The following is a 17,457-nucleotide window of genomic DNA, read 5'->3' as shown; positions in this document are numbered from 1 at the left end:
CTAATTTGGGCTGTGCACAGGCTGCGGGACAGCTAAAATGCTTCTTTCTTAGGTAGTAAACTGGTTTTCAATGGTGGGCTTGTTTAGAACATACGAGCGAACCACACCAAGTATGCAACAGCAGCGCTATGTACTCCACTACACGTAAGGAGGTAAGTCAGCGCGGATATCGTTAAGAATGGCTTCCCAGTGGTTTAGGTAGAGCATGTGGCTTTCACCGGGTATTAGCCGAAGGTGAGCTTGCGGGATATGAGTGGTAAGATAGGTGATGTTATCGGGTGCCCATACCCCATCATTGGAGCCGTGCCAAAGGGTAGTGGTGGCCTGAATAGCGGAAAGCTGGAAGGTTGGCGCGCGGCATAATGCTTGCCCATCCAGAAACACACCCAGGCCGTTTTGAGCAAACCCACGCACAGCCGCATCGCGCAGAATTTCCCGGGTAGGGTGCTGAAAACGAACAGCACGCTCGGCGGGACCTAGTAGCATTAGGTACTCATCAATAGTTTTTTCGGGCTCTTTCTCCCACTTGCGGCTCACGGCTGCCAATGCTACCCTCCCCAGAGCCGACAGGTAATCATTGGCAAACCGGGTGGCTTTCCAAGGTAGAGTCAGGCGAGGGTAAGCGTGCGGGTCGCCGAGGGGGAGTACGGTGCTCAGCAAGTGCAAGGACGCGACGCGCTGAGGATATAAGGCAGCCAGCGCCATAGCATATGGCCCCCCGCCCGACCATGCGGCCACTGCCAAAGGGATGGGTACATCCAGTGCATCCAGCGCGGCTACCGCATCAGCAGCCACCAACTCCAGAGTAGTATGCTCGGGCGCTGTCGACTGGCCCACACCAGGGCGGTCGGGGGCCAGTACCTGCAGGCCTAGGCGGGAAAGCACCGCTGGTACATCGGGCACCCCCAGGCAGGAGGATGCATACCCATGAAAAAACAGAACCGCCGGATGCTTAGGGTTGCCGTAGCGTCGTAGGCTTAGTGTACGCTGGTCGGGGAGAGAAATTGTAACAAACTCTGATGACGAAAGCATAGCCGAAGAAAGACGACCAAAGAGGTACTTGCTTCTTGCACTACCGAAGAGTTGCCTATAGGGTTACCATACCCACAGATGGCGAGCCGAGTATCAGGAACAGAAAAGCCCGGCCATGGTAGGTTCTTCAACTGGAATAGTCATCTGTAACCCCTTGCTAAACAAGAAATGCCCCTCTGGAAAGCCAGAGGGGCAGCAATCAATGAAAGAAGATACTAGCAGCAGGTACCTACTTCAGTCGTACCAGGGTAGCGCCGTAGCCGAACTTCTCCTTCTTTGAGTCCTCGAAGAACTTGATGTCGCGGTTGCGGCTCAGCAGCTTGTGTAGCTCTTTGCGCAGGGTGCCGTTGCCGGAACCATGAATGAACACGATTTCGTGCATGTTAGTGGCCAATGCGCGGCTCAGTGTATCCTCAAACGCCTCCAGTTGTAGCTTCAGAATGGCGGTGTTGCTGAGGCCTTCGGCGCCTTCTGGCATCAGGGCTTCTAAGTGCAGATCCACCTCGTGGGGCGGAGCTACAATAGCCTTGGCGGGCTCAGGGGCAGGCGCTACGGCGGCTGGCTTAGCAGGAGCATTGCCGGAAAGTTGGGCCTTGAGCGTCTCGGCTAGTTTCTCGGGGGCAATGGCAACGGGCGCAGCAGGTTTTTCATCTAGTTGAAACAGATAGGCCTCGCGTTGCAGCACCGGCACATTGGGCTGGCGGCTGGTATAGAAACTGGCGGCTTTAAACTGAATACGCTTGGTAATCAGATCAAATGCTGTGGTTCCGTTCGTTTGGAAGGGGAGTAGTTGCGTTACGGGGGCAGCCCAATTGTCAAAATCCTTGAGGTGCCAGTGGCCTAGGGGCTTGCTGACGGACTTAGCTGCCAGCTTATCCGACGTTAGGCCGCGGTACTGCCCGTTGCGCTCCTCCCCGAAGGTATAGAGCACGTCACGGTCGGTGTGATTGATAAGCTGCAGCGCCAGCAGCTCCGGCGACTGGTGCGTTAGGGCCAGGTACACGCCTTTTTGCACGGTGGAAGGGGCGTTCTTCGCGCTAGGCAGTCCGGCGGGCCCTTCTGACTTCTTGGGCACTGCGGGCGCCGCTACTGGAGCTACCCCCGCCGTTTTAGCCGCCCGGGCTGCTCCGCTGGAGGCAGCTTTCTTCTCGGCCGCTACAGAGGCCGCGCTTTGCCCGAAGGCTTTGGTTTCTTCGGCGGCAACTACCACCACTTCCCGGCGCAGAACCGGAATGGTGAAGTCGTTATCAATAGCTACTTCTACCAGGTCGTTGTCGAGGAGGCGGGTAATGATGCCTTCCTCGCGGCCTGTGAGCAGCCGAACTCTATCTCCTACGTTCATAAATCGATGATTTTCGCTGAGCAATCGTGATTTCGCTGATTTTTTCAGCACGTCCACACTATAACGTGGAATGGGTAAAGTTCGGCAATGAAATGGTGAAATCTTGCGCTAGGCCACGTAGTGGTCTTGCCTGGAAGAAGAGACTAATGAGTCAGGCAACTGCGCTTTGCTGAGTATCAGATGGCTAGCTTTTGCCTGGGCGGTGCTACAGCGGCACAATTGCAGTAAAGGATTCGATTAACATGCAGCTCTGACACTGTTCACACCAGATAACAGAGCCCGAACTGCGGGCAGGAAATTCACCCTTTACTTTAGTAGTACAGGCCGTGTGCCACAAAGCCCCGACGTGAATTCCACTCTAGGGCGGGTGCTGGCAAATGGAAAATGCTGGCCACGTAAAACACCCGGCGCAGCAGCTTGCTGTTGGTCGGAATCTGGCGGAGGTCTACGTCGAGGCTGAGGTAGAACTGACGGTAAGCAGAGAGGCCTAGCGCAGCATTGGCGTCTCGGTCATTATACACCATTTGCTGGGCGCCGTAGCCCAGCGCCGGCTGCAGCCAGCGTGGCCAACGGCTGGTAGCCGGTAGCCAGGCGCCTACATCGGCGCACAGCCAATAGGTGTGGCCGTTGTAGTCTTTCAGGTATTGCTCGCCGAGGCTCTTGCCGAGCACGTTGGGGCGGAGTTTAGCGTAGCGCGTGGTATGGAAGGAGTATTTCGGCATCAGCCGCACTTCGTTCCAAGCTAGCTGCTGCCCAATGAGGCCTACCGAGCCAAGAAAGTTGGCCGCCAAGTCGGTGGCGGAGGCTCCATACTCTGGGTCGCGGCCATCAAGCAATTCAATGGGGCTCTGGAGCAGAAAGCCCACAAAGCCCCCATACCAGATAGCCTTGCGGTCGGGCATTCCGGCCCAGCGCAGCATATCCACCGCGGCCCGGCTTTCGTGGAAAGCGCCCCAGAAATGGCCAGCCTTGTCTAGCTGCTTCCACTCCGGCAAGTCATTGAACCAATGAAACTTTGTCCGCTCGCCAGTGTACCACGCCTGGCCTAGTAGGTAGATGGTACCCGTGTAGCCGAGCGCTAGGCCACCCGCCACTACCGGCAAGCGGCGGCTAAGGCGACTTGTATCAGAAGAGCTAAGCACGGAAGCGGTTGATCCTTCCTGACTTAGGGATGCTAAGGGCACTGCCTGCGTAGCGGCTAGAGTAGGGGCTTGAGCTGCTACCTGGCCTAGCAGGCCCAAGTAAACTGCTGCCAACCATCGCCAGGCCAAGCTTTTTACGGGCCGGAAATAGAAGTAGCAGATAGTCATTGGGAAAAGGGGCAGCCGGAACAGTAGAATAGGTTCAAAGCTACAATAAATGGTGCAGTGACCTTGGGCAGACTGGCCTAGAAGAGTATCTTTAATGCTCCCTTGCACTATGAGAAACTTGCTAGAGGTTTCAACTGGTCAATGGAGTATTAGTTGTCCGATTCTCTTTCTAAAATTCCCAACCCCAACTTTTCATGAAAACACTTCGACTAGCATGGAGTCTAGTGGCTTTTCTACTCGGAATGCCCTTTTTACAGGCGCAGGTCGTGACGACTCAGCCCACGTTCTTCCGCGAAACGGATGCGGTTACGCTTATTTATGACGCCTCTCAGGGCAATGGAGCATTAGCCAATTTTACTGGTGACGTCTATGTCTGGACCGGCGTTATCACCAACCGCAGCACCTCCAACTCTGATTGGAAGTATGTAAAGAGCCCTAATTTTGGGCAGGCTGACCCCGCCGCTAAGCTAACGCGCGACGCCACCAACCCCAACCGCTACACTATTACCCTTACGCCCAACGTACGGGCGTGGTACGGGGTGCCAGCCGGCGAGCAGATCCAGAAGCTAGGCATGATCTTCAAAGATGCCACTGGTAGCAAGGTAGGCCGCTCTGCAACCGGCGGTGACATTTTTGTGGACGTATCGCAAACCGATTTCTCGGTGGCTTTCACCAGTCCGGTATCTTCCAACGGCAACCCTATCTTCGTCAACAGTGGTACCAGTGTAAGTGTAAGCGGAGCTGCCTCGGTGGCTTCTACTCTAACCCTCACGCTCAACGGAACGCAGGTAGCCCAGCAAACCAACGCTACTACCCTCACGGCAAGTGTACCGGTTACTCAGCCGGGCCGTAACGAGTTGCGCCTGACGGCTAACAATGGTACTACCACGGTAGCAACCACACTTTCCGTGATTGTGCGCGCGGCAACGGTTACCGCTGAGCTACCAACTGCTGCCCGCAAAGACGGCGTTACCTATCTGAACGGCGGTACGTCGGCGGTAGTAACCCTCACGGCGCCCGGTAAAGAGTCAGTGTACGTTATCGGCGACTTCAACAACTGGCAGCCGGATGTTGCTTATCAACTGAAGAAAACGAGTGCCACCGATGCTGCTAATGGCCGCTGGTGGGTACAGATTGACGGCCTGACCGCCGGACAGGAGTATGCTTACCAGTTTTTGGTAAACGAGAATCTGCGCGTGGCTGACCCCTATGCTGAAAAGCAGTTAGACTCGGAGAACGACAAGTTTATCCCCGCCATTACCTACCCAAACCTTAAGGCGTATCCTACCCAAACCTCCAGCGGCATTGCGTCGGTGTTGCAAAGCAACGCGCCCAGCTACGCGTTCCAGGCTACCAACTTCCAACGCCCTAAGCGCGAAGATATGGTGGTATATGAGCTGCTTCCCCGCGACTTCATTGCCCGTCACGACTACCAAACCCTCACCGATACGCTCAAGTACATGCAGCGCCTGGGTGTCAATGTGATTGAGTTGATGCCCGTGAATGAGTTTGAGGGCAATGAAAGCTGGGGCTATAACGTGTCGTTCTATTTCGCCCCCGACAAATACTACGGCCCCAAGAATGAGCTGAAGCGCTTCATTGACGAGTGCCACAAGCGCGGAATCGCGGTGGTGCTAGACATGGTGCTGAATCAGTCGTTCGGCCAGAGCCCAATGGTACAGATGTACTTCGACGGCGACAAGCCTTCCGCCACCAACCCCTGGTTTAACCGCGATGCTACGCACCCCTTCAATGTAGGCTACGATTTCAACCACGAAAGCGCTTACACGAAGTACTTCTCCAAGCGCGTGATGGAGTTCTGGCTCAAGGAGTACAACATTGATGGCTACCGCTTCGACCTTAGCAAAGGCTTCACTCAGAAAGTAAGCACCTCCACTGACGCCTGGTCACAGTACGATCAGTCGCGAGTGGACATCTGGAAAGACTACCACGACTTCCTGGTAAGCGTTGACCCCAACGTGTATCCTATCCTAGAGCACCTCGGCAACAACGACGAGGAAAAGGCTCTCTCAGATATCGGTCTGATGCTGTGGGGCAAAATGACCGATAACTACAACGAGGCTACTATGGGCTACGTGAACAGCAAGGCTAATTTGAGCTATGGCTATTACGGCAGCACTACCCAAGGCGGCCGCGGCTGGAGCAAGCCTAACCTAGTGACCTACATGGAGAGCCACGACGAGGAGCGCCTGATGTACAAGAACCTTGCATTTGGTAATGCTTCTGGCTCCTACAACACGAAGAACCTGGCTACAGCTCTAGCCCGTCAGGAACTAGCTGCTGCATTCTTCTTCACGGTGCCTGGCCCCAAAATGGTTTGGGAATTCCAGGAAGTAGGCTACGATAAATCTATCTTCTCTTGCACCGATGGCACCGTTCCCCAGCCTTATCCCAAAGATGACTGCAAACTGGCCAACAAACTCCCTGAGTGGAACTACTACAAGGAGGCGAACCGCCGTCATCTCTATGATGTGTACCGCAGCCTAATTCAATTGAAAAAGGACGAGCCGGTGTTTGAGAACTTTACTTCCTTTACCCAGGACCTTAGCGGCGGAGTAAAAACCATTCACCTCAATAATGCCGATCAGGATGTAACTGTCATCGGTAACTTCGATGTAACATCGGCCACGGTGAACCCCCGGTTCCAGAAAACTGGTACCTGGTATAACTACCTCGAGGGAAGCAGCCTTAAGATTAACAAAACAGACAGCGCCTTTACTTTGGCTCCTGGCCAGTATATGGTGTACTTGTCGAAGAAGGTAGCCCGGCCAGCCGGTATTGTGCTTTCAAGCAAGCGTCAGCACGATGCCGCTGCCTTACAGCTAGTGGCTTTACCAAACCCTGCCGGCACTACGGCTACCCTTCGGTATGAGCTAGGCCAGTCTGCCCCCGTTAGCGTAACCGTGACTAACCTGTTGGGAGCTACTGTGCACAAAGCGAGCGTAGCTACTCGCCAAGCAGCTGGCGCGCACGATCTGCAATTGCCTGTGCACAACCTAGCCAATGGTGTATACATCGTTCGCCTCAATGCTGGCGCACAACAGCAAAGTGTGCGGTTGGTTGTGCAGCACTAAGCCGCCAGCCAACCTATTGGCCTAAGCCACTAAAAAAGCCCGCTCTCCATGGAGAGCGGGCTTTTTTGATTAGGCTATTCGTCTATTTGATCAGGGCCTCCTCGTGGAAGGTTACCAGATCGTCGATAGGGGAGCGGATGATCTTGCCAACCTCCATACCGTTGTCGCGAGCTACCTGCGAGAGAGCATCTCGGAAATTGTAGCCTACTGACCCGATGCAGTTGAACGTGTAGTCTTGATAGCGCGGATAGTGCCGCACGATGTTCGCGAAGAACGTTTCAAAGCCCTGCAGCACAATCTCGCGGCAGTAGCTGATATTGTTATGGTCGTAAGTAAACTTAGCGAAGCTGGCCAGGAAGCGGTTTGGGAGCGGCTGGTTGTAGAGACGGTCCAGAATGTCCTCGCGAGTGAGGTTGAACTCCTCACGGAAAATCTCTTGTAGGCCATCTGGCAGCAACCCGCGCAGGTAGTCGCGCAGCAGGCGCTTGCCAATAAAGGAGCCGCTACCTTCATCCCCGAGGAAATAGCCGAGCGAGTCAACGTTATAGGTGATTTTGTTGCCATCATAGAGGCACGAGTTGGTGCCCGTGCCCAAAATGGCTGCAAAGCCAGGCTTGCGCCCCAGTAGCGCCCGCGCTGAAGCCAGCAAGTCGTGGTCAACAATCACCTTTGCCTCGGTGAAAATCTGGCGCATGGCTTTCGCTATGATTTCTGCCTTCTTTTCCGACGATACGCCTGCGCCGTAATAGTACACTTCCGTTACTTTCTGGCGCGGCAGCGTTTCTGGCAAATTCTTATCCAGCGAGGCTATTACGGCCGCGGTAGTAATAAAATCGGGGTTGTACCCCTCGGTGTTGAAATACACTCGGTTACCAGCTTCATCAAGCTGGCACCAGCTGCTCTTCGTTGAGCCACCGTCGGCAATAAGAATCATATCAGGTCAGAAAGGTGAGAAAACAGTGTAGTCGCCTACTGTGGGCGAGCAAAAGGTAAAGTAAGGGGATAAGAAAGACGAAACACGGAAAAGATTTTGGCAGATAAAAATGCTGAATTGACGAATGCCGGTATTTTTCTGACATGTACCTCCGCGTCGCCTATGACTGTGCTATAACGTTTTATCAGAATTATATCGCTGAGCTTATATCTAAATAGTACGTAGCTAAGTATAAGGTGCTATTTTGGCGAGCATACTTATTGTATTCTTCGCGGAAATTGCCCTTTCCTACTACCTCATATTTAAGATTGCCACATGCTCAAAGTTTCTACTCTTGCCCTCTCCGGGGCTTTTGCCTTGACTGCACTCACTTCCCAAGCCCAGATAACTGTAGATGGGGTGTTGAATACGGCAGAAATTAGCTCAACTAATTATCAGCTAGTAGGCCGCTACACCGGTTCGCACGGGTTCGGCGACATGGGCATAGTAAGTCTATACTCAGCTGCCGATGCTAACAAGTTGTATTTCTTCCTGGCTGGAACGCTAGAAAGTAATGCTGCTACAGGAACTACCGTTGGTAGCAATAGCTCATTTCAACTCTTTATCGATCGTCCTGACTTGGCCGGAGCTAGCAGTGCAGCACCCTTACCCGTTGTAATTGGGTCGCGTACCGCCTTTCAAAAAATGAGCGCTAAGCTGGATATGGATACCGATTTAGCTATTGCTGTAACTGGCACGGGCACCGGTGGCCAGCTTGTTCCACAGGCTATTGTGTATACGTCTGCCACCGCTGCAACTGATAAAACTCTGGGTGCAGACTTCATTAATGGTACTTCGGGAGCCGTTACAACTATTTCAGCGTCTGATGCAGCCGGCAGTTTTACTGCACTAGCTGGTGCCCGTATGGCCTACCGTAATACTCCAGATGGTAAGCTCTCTTCTAACCCAGGTAACACAACGGGAGGGGCTGGTTCCTACGGTTGGGAAATAGAAGTAGACCGCGCCGCCATGAATATTCCGGCTACTGGTGGCACCATCCGAATCTTTGCTCTCCAAAGCAATTCAGATGGTGGCTACATTTCCAGCGACTTCATTCCGCAAAACACGGCTCCGCTCCCCACTGATGCCGGTTATCCGCTTCCCGGCTCAGGTGCTCCAAACCTTGGGGGCGCCGGCAACAACCCACCCAACGTGGTAGACTTTGCCAATATTCCCGGTATACAAGCTGCCACTCTTACTATTGGCGCAGCTGGAGGTACTGTACTCGGTGCGAAGAAAGCAGATGAGCTAGCTGTAGCTATGAGTGCCTATCCTAACCCTGTTACTGATGCCTTACTAATTAAGTACTTTGTAACCGATCGTGTTCAGACAGTGACTATATCCTTACTAGACATGATGGGCCGCCAAGTACATACGGTTATAGATGCTCAAAGAGCGGTAGGCCAGTATCAAGCTGAAATTAAACGAGGACGACTCACTGCCGGTATGTACATAGTGAGAGTGCAGGTGGGAGAGCGAGTAGCTGCGAGACAGGTAGTTGTAAAATAAGCTAGCTATTGGCTGTGATAGTTTATCTTATTGAACACAGATAGGCATTAAGAATAAGCCTTCAAAAGAAAAGCCTCACAACTTGTGAGGCTTTTCTTTTGAAGGCTTACTAAGTTACTTTTTAGTGATTGTGTAAGTGGGCTTCGGAGTGCTACTTATATTAAGAGACACTTCGTATGTGCCTGCTTCATTAGGAGCTACAATGTCTGAGCCGTCAGCCTCAAGCATTTTATCTCCGCCAGTATCGCCCAAATTACCAGGCCAATCACCATTAGGGCGGAATTTGAAAGCACCTGGCTTCAGAGCAATTGTAACTTTGTATGCTCTCGCGCACACATCATACGTCATGTATGTGTCCCGATCCCAACCACCAGGTGTAGCTGATCCGATCATTGCCCATCTATCAGCGGGAGCATCTGCATAAGGAGTAGCTGCAATAGAGCCAAGGCCTGAATAAGCCGGCTCAGCAGTTGCACCTATGGTAGCTTTCACGCGCACATCCATGTTGGATGGAATACTCGCTGATTTACAGTCGGCACCTTGAAAAGCAGAGTTTAGTTCTCCAACAGTAAAGGTCTTTGACAAAGCACTGCCTACGTTGACCTCGTACACGTTGCTATCAAAGCCTGCACCCTTTTTAGCAAACTGCAGTGCATAAGTTACTGCTGCTGGGTAACCAAAATCGGCTGCAGTCCAAGTGTAAGTGACAGCATTATTCGTAGCCGATGTTCTGACAAGCGTAGCAGAAGTGGCACTAGAAGTCAACTGTGGAGTGGCATTTATGTTAGCTTTAACCCGCGTTTCGTCCTTTTCACAAGAGGAGAAAAGAACGGTAGCAGCTAGTGCCAAGCCCATTATTTTAGTAGAAAAGCTATTCATGGCTTTAGAGATGTTTGTGGTTGGTGCACAAACCGGAGGCTGATAGGTGCCAGCCTCCGGATTATACCAAGTAACTTAATAACCAGGGTTTTGACGACCTGCTAGGTTTGGGTTAGCTACGATGTCCGTGTTGGGAAGAGGGAATAGCACTCGCGTAGTTTCCACATCGCGCCCGGCGCGCACACCACCTTTGAAGGGCCAGTTGTAACCAGTAGTGTATTTACCAAAACGGATCAGGTCCGTACGACGATGCCCCTCCCAAAACAGTTCGCGACCACGCTCATCCAAGATGTCGTTCAGCGTAAGAGTGGTTAACGGAGTAGCACTTGAGCGAGCCCGTACAGCATTAACATAAGTCAAAGCTTGACTGTTGCTACCACCTGCACCACCACGTAACACTGCCTCAGCGTACATCAACTGCACATCAGGCAGTCGGAACATAGGGAAATCGGTATCCGGGAAGTTGCCTTCAGTATCCGAGCCTGCTACGCCAGTTGATGTAACGTTCCGATACTTTGTCACCAGCGTCCCACTGCTGAAAGCAGTTAAGGTATCCACGTTGGGATTTTGTGCTGTAGTGAAAAACAGGTTTCGGCGTGTATCAGTGGCCGATGTAAACAGCGAAGGGAGATTTTGTTTGGCGCGCGTTCCACTCCAACCACCATTGATGCCAGCGCTAACCGGCGTTACAGCACGACCAACAGCTGCATGCACTAAGAACGTCATGCCCCCGTAGGTTTTGGTCCGAGTGCCGTCAAAGGTAATCGGGAGAATAATCTCGTTGCGAGCAGCTGTCTTGTTGTTATCAGCCAAGAACAGATTAGCGTAGCTAGGGCTCAACGTATAGCCAGCTTGCAATACTTTATTGGCGTAAGTAATTGCGTCTGTGTAGCGCTCAGTGCCGGTATATACCTGTGCGTTAAGGTAAAGCTTGGTCATAAGCGTCCAAAGCACACCTTTATCAGCGCGAGCGTACACAGAACGTGGAGCTAACAGCAAACCTTCAGTGTCCAGCGCTTTCAACTCCGTATCTACATAAGAGAAGATTTCTGCCCGGGTCTTATAGGTTGGATAAGTGCCAATAGCGGCCTCTTCCGTAGCAAATGGGCCACCTCCAAAGAGGTCAATCGCATGCCAATAGCATAAAGCACGCAACAGGCGAGCTTCGGCACGGTAAGTACGCACGTTGCCAGCTTCTGCACCACTAATTCCACGGTCTGAAAGTTTGGCATCCGATGTCTGACGAATGAACTCATTGCAGAGAGCTATTTCGTAGTAAATACGGTCGTATGTAGCCCGCACAAACTCGTTGTCGGCGTTCCACTGTAGCGTATTCACGCTAGGCAGGTTACCGTCGTTCCAGCCCAAAACAGCCTCGTCAGTTGTGATTTCCTGAAGCTGCCAATATTGGCGTAGGTAATTAGAGAACCCTTCGTCAATGCCCGTAATATCGGGCAAGCCAGCAGGACCTGTTTGACCGCTGATTGCGAAGGTGGCATATAAGCGGGCCAGTACTTGCTGGATCTGAGCGGGGTCACGGTATACTACCTCTGCGTTAGCAGAATAGTCCGGAAGCTGATCCAGGTCTTTAGTGCACGAAGACGCTAGGGATAGTAAGCTGCCAGCCATAACCAGCATTCCCAACGTGCGAGTGAATTTGTTATTCATGATACTAGGGGGTGGGAAGGGTTAGATACCGAGATTAAGTCCAACAGTGAACGTGCGAGGACGCGGATAGATGGCGTTATCAATGCCCACTGTTGCAGGTGCACCAGCAGTGCCGGCATTATAAATCTCCGGATCAATACCGTTGTACTTGGTGATCAGGAATACGTTCTGAACTGCGAATGAGAGGCTTAAGTTCGTTCCCTTACGCACGAGCTCACCGAAATTATAACCCAGGGTGACGTTCTCCATTCTCAGGAAAGAAGCATTCTCTACGAAGTAGTCAGAGAAGTACTGTGCTGAGTTGAAGTTAGACCGCAATACCTCACGGTTACGATTCACGACAAAGCCAGTAGTGCTCTGATCATAGAATGCCTCCGAGGCACGGTTGTTATACACGTAGTTGCCAATGTTAGAGCGCAGCGTGAAGGCTAGGTTAGCGCCCCTGTAAGACAGGTTAGCACCTCCACCGATGATATAGTCGGGACGAGCTGACTTGTACCGGTACCGGTCTGAGCTATTAATAGAGCCATCACCATTACGATCTACATAAACTCCTTCAAGTGGCTTGCCATTAGCGCCATACACTTGTTGGTTTACATAGAACGATTGGGCTGCATACCCCACACTGTTTACCTGAATAGTGTTACCGGCGCCGCCTGCAATACCTCCTGTCAGGTTGCCTACATCGTTGGCAGAACTTACAGTGTTAAGCTTGGTGATGCGGTTCTGGTTATAAGTAAGGTTACCATTGACTGTGACGTTAAAGTCATCTCCTTTAACAGCATCTACGTTGGCAATTACTTCTATCCCCTTATTGGTGAGGGAGCCTACGTTGAAAGTGCCAGCGTTAGAAAGGCCAGATAGAGCGGGTATGTTCACGAAGTTCAGCAGATCTCGTGTATCGCGCTTGTATACGTCTACCGAGCCATAGAAACGTCCTCCGAAGAAGCCGTAATCAATACCTGCGTTGTATGTGGTGGTAGTTTCCCAAGTAATGTTAGGGTTGTACTGATCCGAACGCAACGTACGGTAGAAGGTATCGCCCAGCTGGTACTGAGCCGTTAGCGAACCATATGTTAGGTTAGCTAAGAAGGGATAGTAGTTGCCTCCCAAGTCCTGCTGACCAGTCTGACCGTAGCCCAGACGTACTTTCAACTCTGAAATCGCCTCTGAGTTTTTCAGGAAATCCTCGCCCTTTACGCGCCAAGCAAAAGCACCTGATGGGAAGTAGCCAAAGTGGTCTGGGCTAAAGCGAGAAGTGCCATCAGCTCGGAACGTGCCAGTGAAGAGATACTTATCGGCTATGTTATAGTTTAAACGACCATAAAAGCCTACCAGTACGTTTCTATTCAGGTATGTATCTTGACCAGTATAGCTTAGTGAAACAGGTTCAAAAATTGAGCGGTCTGCGCGATAATTGTTGAACACGTAGGTCCGGTTCTCGAATTTCTGGTAAGAGTAACCAGCTAGTAATTCCAAACGACCGATTCCCAGCGTGCGCTCGTACTTGGCATACGCTTCTAGCAGAGAGTTATTGAGGTCCTGTGAGTAGTTATTATTTAAACCCTGGCGGTTGAAGTCAGATCCGGCGTTAGCTGGTACAAAAGTAGTCCCATCGCCACGCTGAATATCATAGCCTAGGTTCACGTTTGCGCTCAACCCGGTGAGGAAGGGCAGCTTGTAATCAAGCTGAATGTTACCTATGCTACGCTTTACAGTGCTGCGGTCACGACGCTGATTGATCAAGCCAACCGGGTTACGCGGCGCCAAAGTATTCAGTACGAGATTACCATCCTTATCTAGGTTGGCAAATTCGGTGTACCCACCGTAGGTCCCAAGTTGACCAGGCGAAAGGCCGGAAGGGTTGCCTTCAGAACCGTTAACTCGAACTGGTTGTGTGGGGTCGAACGCAACTGCGGCTCCTACTGCTCCTTGGTTAGAGAAGTTGTTATCAATCCAAGAACCTTTTAGGTTAATAGTAGCACGTAGGTTACCGTTAAGCAAAACCGGTGTTAGGCTAATAGCACCACTGTAACGCTTCAAATCGTTGTTCTTCAGCAAGCCTTGCTGTGCCAGGTAACCACCTGAAACACGGTAAGGAACGGGTCCGGCTGAACCACTGATGCTTACGTTGTTATCAGCAGTGTATGCAGTGCGGTAAATTTCCTTCTGCCAATCGGTATTAGCTGTGCCTAGCGTAGATAATTGACTAGCTGTGCCACGCTCTTGCGTGAGTCTACGGAACTCATCTGCTGAAAGAACATCAGCATATTTTGCCACCGTGGCCAAAGACTGCTGAGTAGAAACATTTACGTGAAATGTATCACCCTGAACGCCTTTTTTAGTGGTGACCAAGATTACACCATTAGATGCGCGAACCCCATAAATGGCTGTCGAAGACGCATCCTTTAGTACAGTGATGCTCTCAATATCATTGGGGTTAATCAGAGACAGAGGATTTGAAGCTCCTGCTAAGCCAGTATTGTCTACTGGCACCCCATCAATAATAATGAGGGGGCTATTAGAGGCTGAGAGCGACGAGCCACCACGAATCAAGATTTGAGAGCCAGCCCCGGGTGCACCACCACCAGTTGTGATTTGAACACCTGCTACTTTGCCCTGTACTAACTGCTCGGGGTTAGTTACTTGGCCTTTAACAAACTGCTTCTCGCTGATTTGCTCCACAGCACCTGTCAGGTCTTGACGGCGCTGTGTGCCGTAACCTACTACCACTGCTTCATTAAGCAAAGTGGTGTTCTCCGCAAGGGCCGTAGGAGCTACTGTTGTGTTCTGGCCGGCAGTCACTGCAATCGTTTGCCGGCGAGTGGTGTAGCCCACGAAGGACATGACTAATGTATGCTGACCAGCAGGAACTCCTTGGATAGAGAATGTACCATCGGAGTTAGTAGAGCCGCCGAACGTGGTGCCCTCAATCAGGACGGTTACACCGGGCATCCCTTCGTTTTTCTCGTCTAGGATGCGGCCGCTTACCGTGCCGACCCCCTGCGCGTAGGCGCTGCTGACGCTAACGCCAGCGCACAATAGCGGAAACACTAGTTTCGCTAGATAAGGGTGTTTCATTGAAAAGAGTTTAGGGGTTGAACTGGATTATTCCGGACTTGCCGGAGTGGGAATTTATAGTGAGCTCAAGCTTCAGGCCCAGAGGCTAGAGTGTGGCCAGCGGTAAAATTTTGTAACCGCTTCTTGAAACTTTGAGCTCACCAATCCTTTCGGAAACAGCGCAAGTTAAAGTGTTGATCAGGACAAAAACAATGGGTAAAGTGCCGCTCTGGGAATAGCAATAATTGCATTTTGTTTGCTACTGCTTGGTAGGTGACTAAAGACTCACTTACTGGTTGATGTAAAAAGTAGACGCTTGGGACTGAGTTTGGAGGAATTTGTTACCTTAAACCCAGCTCTATATTTTAAATAGTGCCAATGCTCCTTGTTAAAGGATAAAAATGCGGGTTCGAGAGGGAGAAATATGGGTGGTGCTGTGTTAGCAAAGTATGATGCTGTATTGAACAGCCTATTTTTTGTGAGTAAATACAGCATTTGTGGCTCGTATGACAGCTATTTTGGGAATGCTCTATTTATAAACAGAGTTTTTGACCTGATTTGAGCGAATTCACTAGCTAGAATCAGGCTGGTTGCTTATACCTTTTAGCTAAATCAGGCTATTTAGCAACAGTAGCCTATGTCAATATAAGCGTGCTTGAAATCTGGCTTATTGAACTATCGGAGGACTTGTTTTTTGCATATATCTTAGGCTTGCTCTTGCTTTGTCTAGTAGCTATTGAGACCTGGCTTTAGCATCAGACTATTAGAAAGTAAAAGCCCGGTTTTAAAAAATATTCGGGCCGATAAAACGATTGCCGTTAAAAGAAGGGGAAAGACATTTTCTGGGAAAAATACAGGTTGGATTTAAGTAATAATTACTGGAAATAGTAAGCGTCTACACTAGTATCACTACCTACAGCTAGGTTACGTACCTGCTACATGCTTCCTCTGCTTTCTACCTTTGCCCCTATATCCTAACTGCTTGCTACTGTGAAACGCTTCTTGCTTCTGAGCATCCTCTTGCTGCTCACCACACATGCACAAGCACAGGTTGTTATACAGCTAACCAAGATACCGGAGCAAACCCCGAAGGGAGCTGTGCTTTATGCGGCGGGCTCATTTAATAGCTGGTCTGCTGCCGATCCAGCATATGCCTTTACCCGCACAGCAGACGAGGGCTACAAGCTTACATTGCCGGCTTCTATTGCGGGCAGCGTAGAATTCAAAATCACTAAAGGAAGTTGGGCTACCGTCGAAACGGATGCCCACCATCAGGATATAGCAAATCGCCAGCTCACTATAGGGAGTAAGCCAGCAATTGTTGAACTACAGGTGGCGGGCTGGAAGGATGCGGGTCAAAACAGTGGCCTAGCAGCTTGCCGTAGCACCGCGCTACAGCCTCAGGTGCAAATTCTGGATACGGCCTTTCAGATGCCGCAACTCCAGCGCCAGCGGCGTATCTGGATATACTTGCCTAATGATTACAATACGGCGGCAAAGAAGCACTACCCCGTACTTTATATGCACGATGGGCAGAATGTATTTGATGCTTGCACGAGCTTCTCGGGAGAGTGGGGAGTAGATGAAACGTTGAGCCAACTGCAGCAACAAGGGCTGGATGCTGCCGGCTGCATTGTAGTGGCTGTTGATAATGGAGGAGCAGAGCGCCTCAATGAATTATCTCCGTGGCGTAATACTGAGTACGGCGGTGGCCAAGGCAAGCAATACATTGACTTTCTGGTGCACACACTCAAGCCCTACATAGATGTCCATTACCGGACCTTAACTGGTCGGGAGTTCACCGGCATAGCGGGCAGTAGCATGGGTGGACTAATTTCAACCTATGCCGCGCTTAAATATCCGCTGGTGTACAGTAAAGTAGGCGTATTCTCTCCGGCCTTCTGGTTCGCCAAAGACTCCTTATTTCAGTATGTAGGCCAGAATCCGGCTAATACCGCCACTCGGTTTTACTTCGTAAGCGGTACTACCGAGAGCGAGACAATGGCGCCTTTAATGCAGACTATGTACACTACACTACGGCAACAAAGGGTGCCCACCCAAAACCTGGCCTACGCCGCCCTTCAAGATGGTAAACATGCAGAGTGGTTTTGGAAACGAGAATTTTTGGCGGCTTACCAGATGCTCTACAAGGAAGGCCAAGAGCCTACGGCATTAGCCTGTAGCATTCATACTGGCCTAGCAGCAGACAAGCTGCAGGTTGATTTGCCCGTAGGAGTGCGCACGGCTCAACTGGAAATTGTTGATAGTACTGGCCGCTCTCGGTTGCGTATAAAGGTGAAAAGCGGGAGTGAAGTCTCGGTAGGCCAGTTAGCTCAGGGGGAGTATGTGCTCCGCGTGTCGGCGAGTAAGCAGTCCAGCACGCAACTGTTCGATAAAGAATAGTGGGGTGTTTAATGGCCTTTAGTAGAAGCAAGCTGCGTTGCAAAGTTTCCAATTAGAAAACCAAAAAAATACTTGTTCCGTAAAAAGCCCGCTGTACATTTGCAGCATTCAACGCCTTTAATAATCGGCAATGACTTCTCACATGACTCTGCAAGCTTGGTGGTGGCCCCTCGGAAATTCCGGACG

Annotated in this window: 10 protein-coding genes; 3 read left to right on the top strand and 7 right to left on the bottom strand. The window is 51.2% G+C overall.

Annotation, left to right across the window (positions count from 1 at the left end):
* Positions 1 to 138: 138 nt before the first annotated feature.
* From EU557_RS00835 to EU557_RS00825, 3 genes are all read right to left on the bottom strand, one after another.
* Positions 139 to 1,032, bottom strand: coding sequence for an alpha/beta fold hydrolase (locus EU557_RS00835; RefSeq protein WP_135528530.1), 894 nt, complete (start codon positions 1,030 to 1,032; stop codon positions 139 to 141).
* Positions 1,033 to 1,261: 229 nt separating this feature from the next.
* The gene (locus tag EU557_RS00830) at positions 1,262 to 2,374 is read right to left on the bottom strand and encodes a Smr/MutS family protein (RefSeq protein WP_135528529.1); all 1,113 of its coding nucleotides are present in this window, start codon (positions 2,372 to 2,374) and stop codon (positions 1,262 to 1,264) included.
* 311 nt (positions 2,375 to 2,685) lie between these two features.
* Positions 2,686 to 3,684, bottom strand: coding sequence for a YfiM family protein (locus tag EU557_RS00825; RefSeq protein WP_245326136.1), 999 nt, complete (start codon positions 3,682 to 3,684; stop codon positions 2,686 to 2,688).
* A gap of 242 nt (positions 3,685 to 3,926) precedes the next feature.
* Between EU557_RS00825 and EU557_RS00820 the strand changes: the two genes are divergently transcribed.
* Positions 3,927 to 6,779: a DUF4961 domain-containing protein gene (locus tag EU557_RS00820; protein ID WP_135528528.1), complete on the top strand. Its 2,853-nt coding sequence runs from the start codon at positions 3,927 to 3,929 to the stop codon at positions 6,777 to 6,779.
* A gap of 82 nt (positions 6,780 to 6,861) precedes the next feature.
* On the opposite strand, the gene EU557_RS00815 is transcribed toward EU557_RS00820, so the two are convergent.
* The gene (locus EU557_RS00815; protein ID WP_135528527.1) at positions 6,862 to 7,713 is read right to left on the bottom strand and encodes an N-acetylglucosamine kinase; all 852 of its coding nucleotides are present in this window, start codon (positions 7,711 to 7,713) and stop codon (positions 6,862 to 6,864) included.
* A 315-nt stretch (positions 7,714 to 8,028) separates the two neighbouring features.
* On the opposite strand from EU557_RS00815, the gene EU557_RS00810 reads away from it, so the two are divergent.
* Positions 8,029 to 9,261, top strand: a complete 1,233-nt coding sequence (locus EU557_RS00810; protein WP_135528526.1) for a T9SS type A sorting domain-containing protein — start codon at positions 8,029 to 8,031, stop codon at positions 9,259 to 9,261.
* Between the two features lie 114 nt (positions 9,262 to 9,375).
* On the opposite strand, the gene EU557_RS00805 is transcribed toward EU557_RS00810, so the two are convergent.
* The 3 genes from EU557_RS00805 to EU557_RS00795 form a co-directional block, all read right to left on the bottom strand.
* Positions 9,376 to 10,140 carry a SusE domain-containing protein gene (locus tag EU557_RS00805; RefSeq protein WP_135528525.1) on the bottom strand — a complete coding sequence of 255 codons (765 nt, stop codon included), beginning with the start codon at positions 10,138 to 10,140 and terminating at the stop codon, positions 9,376 to 9,378.
* Between the two features lie 75 nt (positions 10,141 to 10,215).
* Positions 10,216 to 11,808, bottom strand: coding sequence for a RagB/SusD family nutrient uptake outer membrane protein (locus EU557_RS00800; protein ID WP_135528524.1), 1,593 nt, complete (start codon positions 11,806 to 11,808; stop codon positions 10,216 to 10,218).
* 21 nt (positions 11,809 to 11,829) lie between these two features.
* Positions 11,830 to 14,889: a SusC/RagA family TonB-linked outer membrane protein gene (locus EU557_RS00795; RefSeq protein WP_135528523.1), complete on the bottom strand. Its 3,060-nt coding sequence runs from the start codon at positions 14,887 to 14,889 to the stop codon at positions 11,830 to 11,832.
* Positions 14,890 to 15,858: 969 nt separating this feature from the next.
* Here EU557_RS00795 and EU557_RS00790 point away from each other — a divergent pair.
* Positions 15,859 to 17,271 carry an alpha/beta hydrolase-fold protein gene (locus tag EU557_RS00790; RefSeq protein WP_135528522.1) on the top strand — a complete coding sequence of 471 codons (1,413 nt, stop codon included), beginning with the start codon at positions 15,859 to 15,861 and terminating at the stop codon, positions 17,269 to 17,271.
* Positions 17,272 to 17,457 lie beyond the last annotated feature (186 nt).

It is taken from the genome of Hymenobacter wooponensis (assembly GCF_004745865.1).
Taxonomy (GTDB): domain Bacteria; phylum Bacteroidota; class Bacteroidia; order Cytophagales; family Hymenobacteraceae; genus Hymenobacter; species Hymenobacter wooponensis.
This window is presented reverse-complemented; position numbering and strand designations above follow the sequence as displayed.

Bases quoted from the DNA above. Each gene is read 5' to 3' on its own strand.
- EU557_RS00810 (WP_135528526.1), top strand. From the start codon at position 8,029: ATGCTCAAAGTTTCTACTCTTGCCCTCTCCGGGGCTTTTGCCTTGACT.
- EU557_RS00830 (WP_135528529.1), bottom strand. From the start codon at position 2,374: ATGAACGTAGGAGATAGAGTTCGGCTGCTCACAGGCCGCGAGGAAGGC.
- EU557_RS00835 (WP_135528530.1), bottom strand. From the start codon at position 1,032: ATGCTTTCGTCATCAGAGTTTGTTACAATTTCTCTCCCCGACCAGCGT.
- EU557_RS00800 (WP_135528524.1), bottom strand. From the start codon at position 11,808: ATGAATAACAAATTCACTCGCACGTTGGGAATGCTGGTTATGGCTGGC.
- EU557_RS00820 (WP_135528528.1), top strand. From the start codon at position 3,927: ATGCCCTTTTTACAGGCGCAGGTCGTGACGACTCAGCCCACGTTCTTC.
- EU557_RS00815 (WP_135528527.1), bottom strand. From the start codon at position 7,713: ATGATTCTTATTGCCGACGGTGGCTCAACGAAGAGCAGCTGGTGCCAG.
- EU557_RS00825 (WP_245326136.1), bottom strand. From the start codon at position 3,684: ATGACTATCTGCTACTTCTATTTCCGGCCCGTAAAAAGCTTGGCCTGG.
- EU557_RS00805 (WP_135528525.1), bottom strand. From the start codon at position 10,140: ATGAATAGCTTTTCTACTAAAATAATGGGCTTGGCACTAGCTGCTACC.
- EU557_RS00795 (WP_135528523.1), bottom strand. From the start codon at position 14,889: ATGAAACACCCTTATCTAGCGAAACTAGTGTTTCCGCTATTGTGCGCT.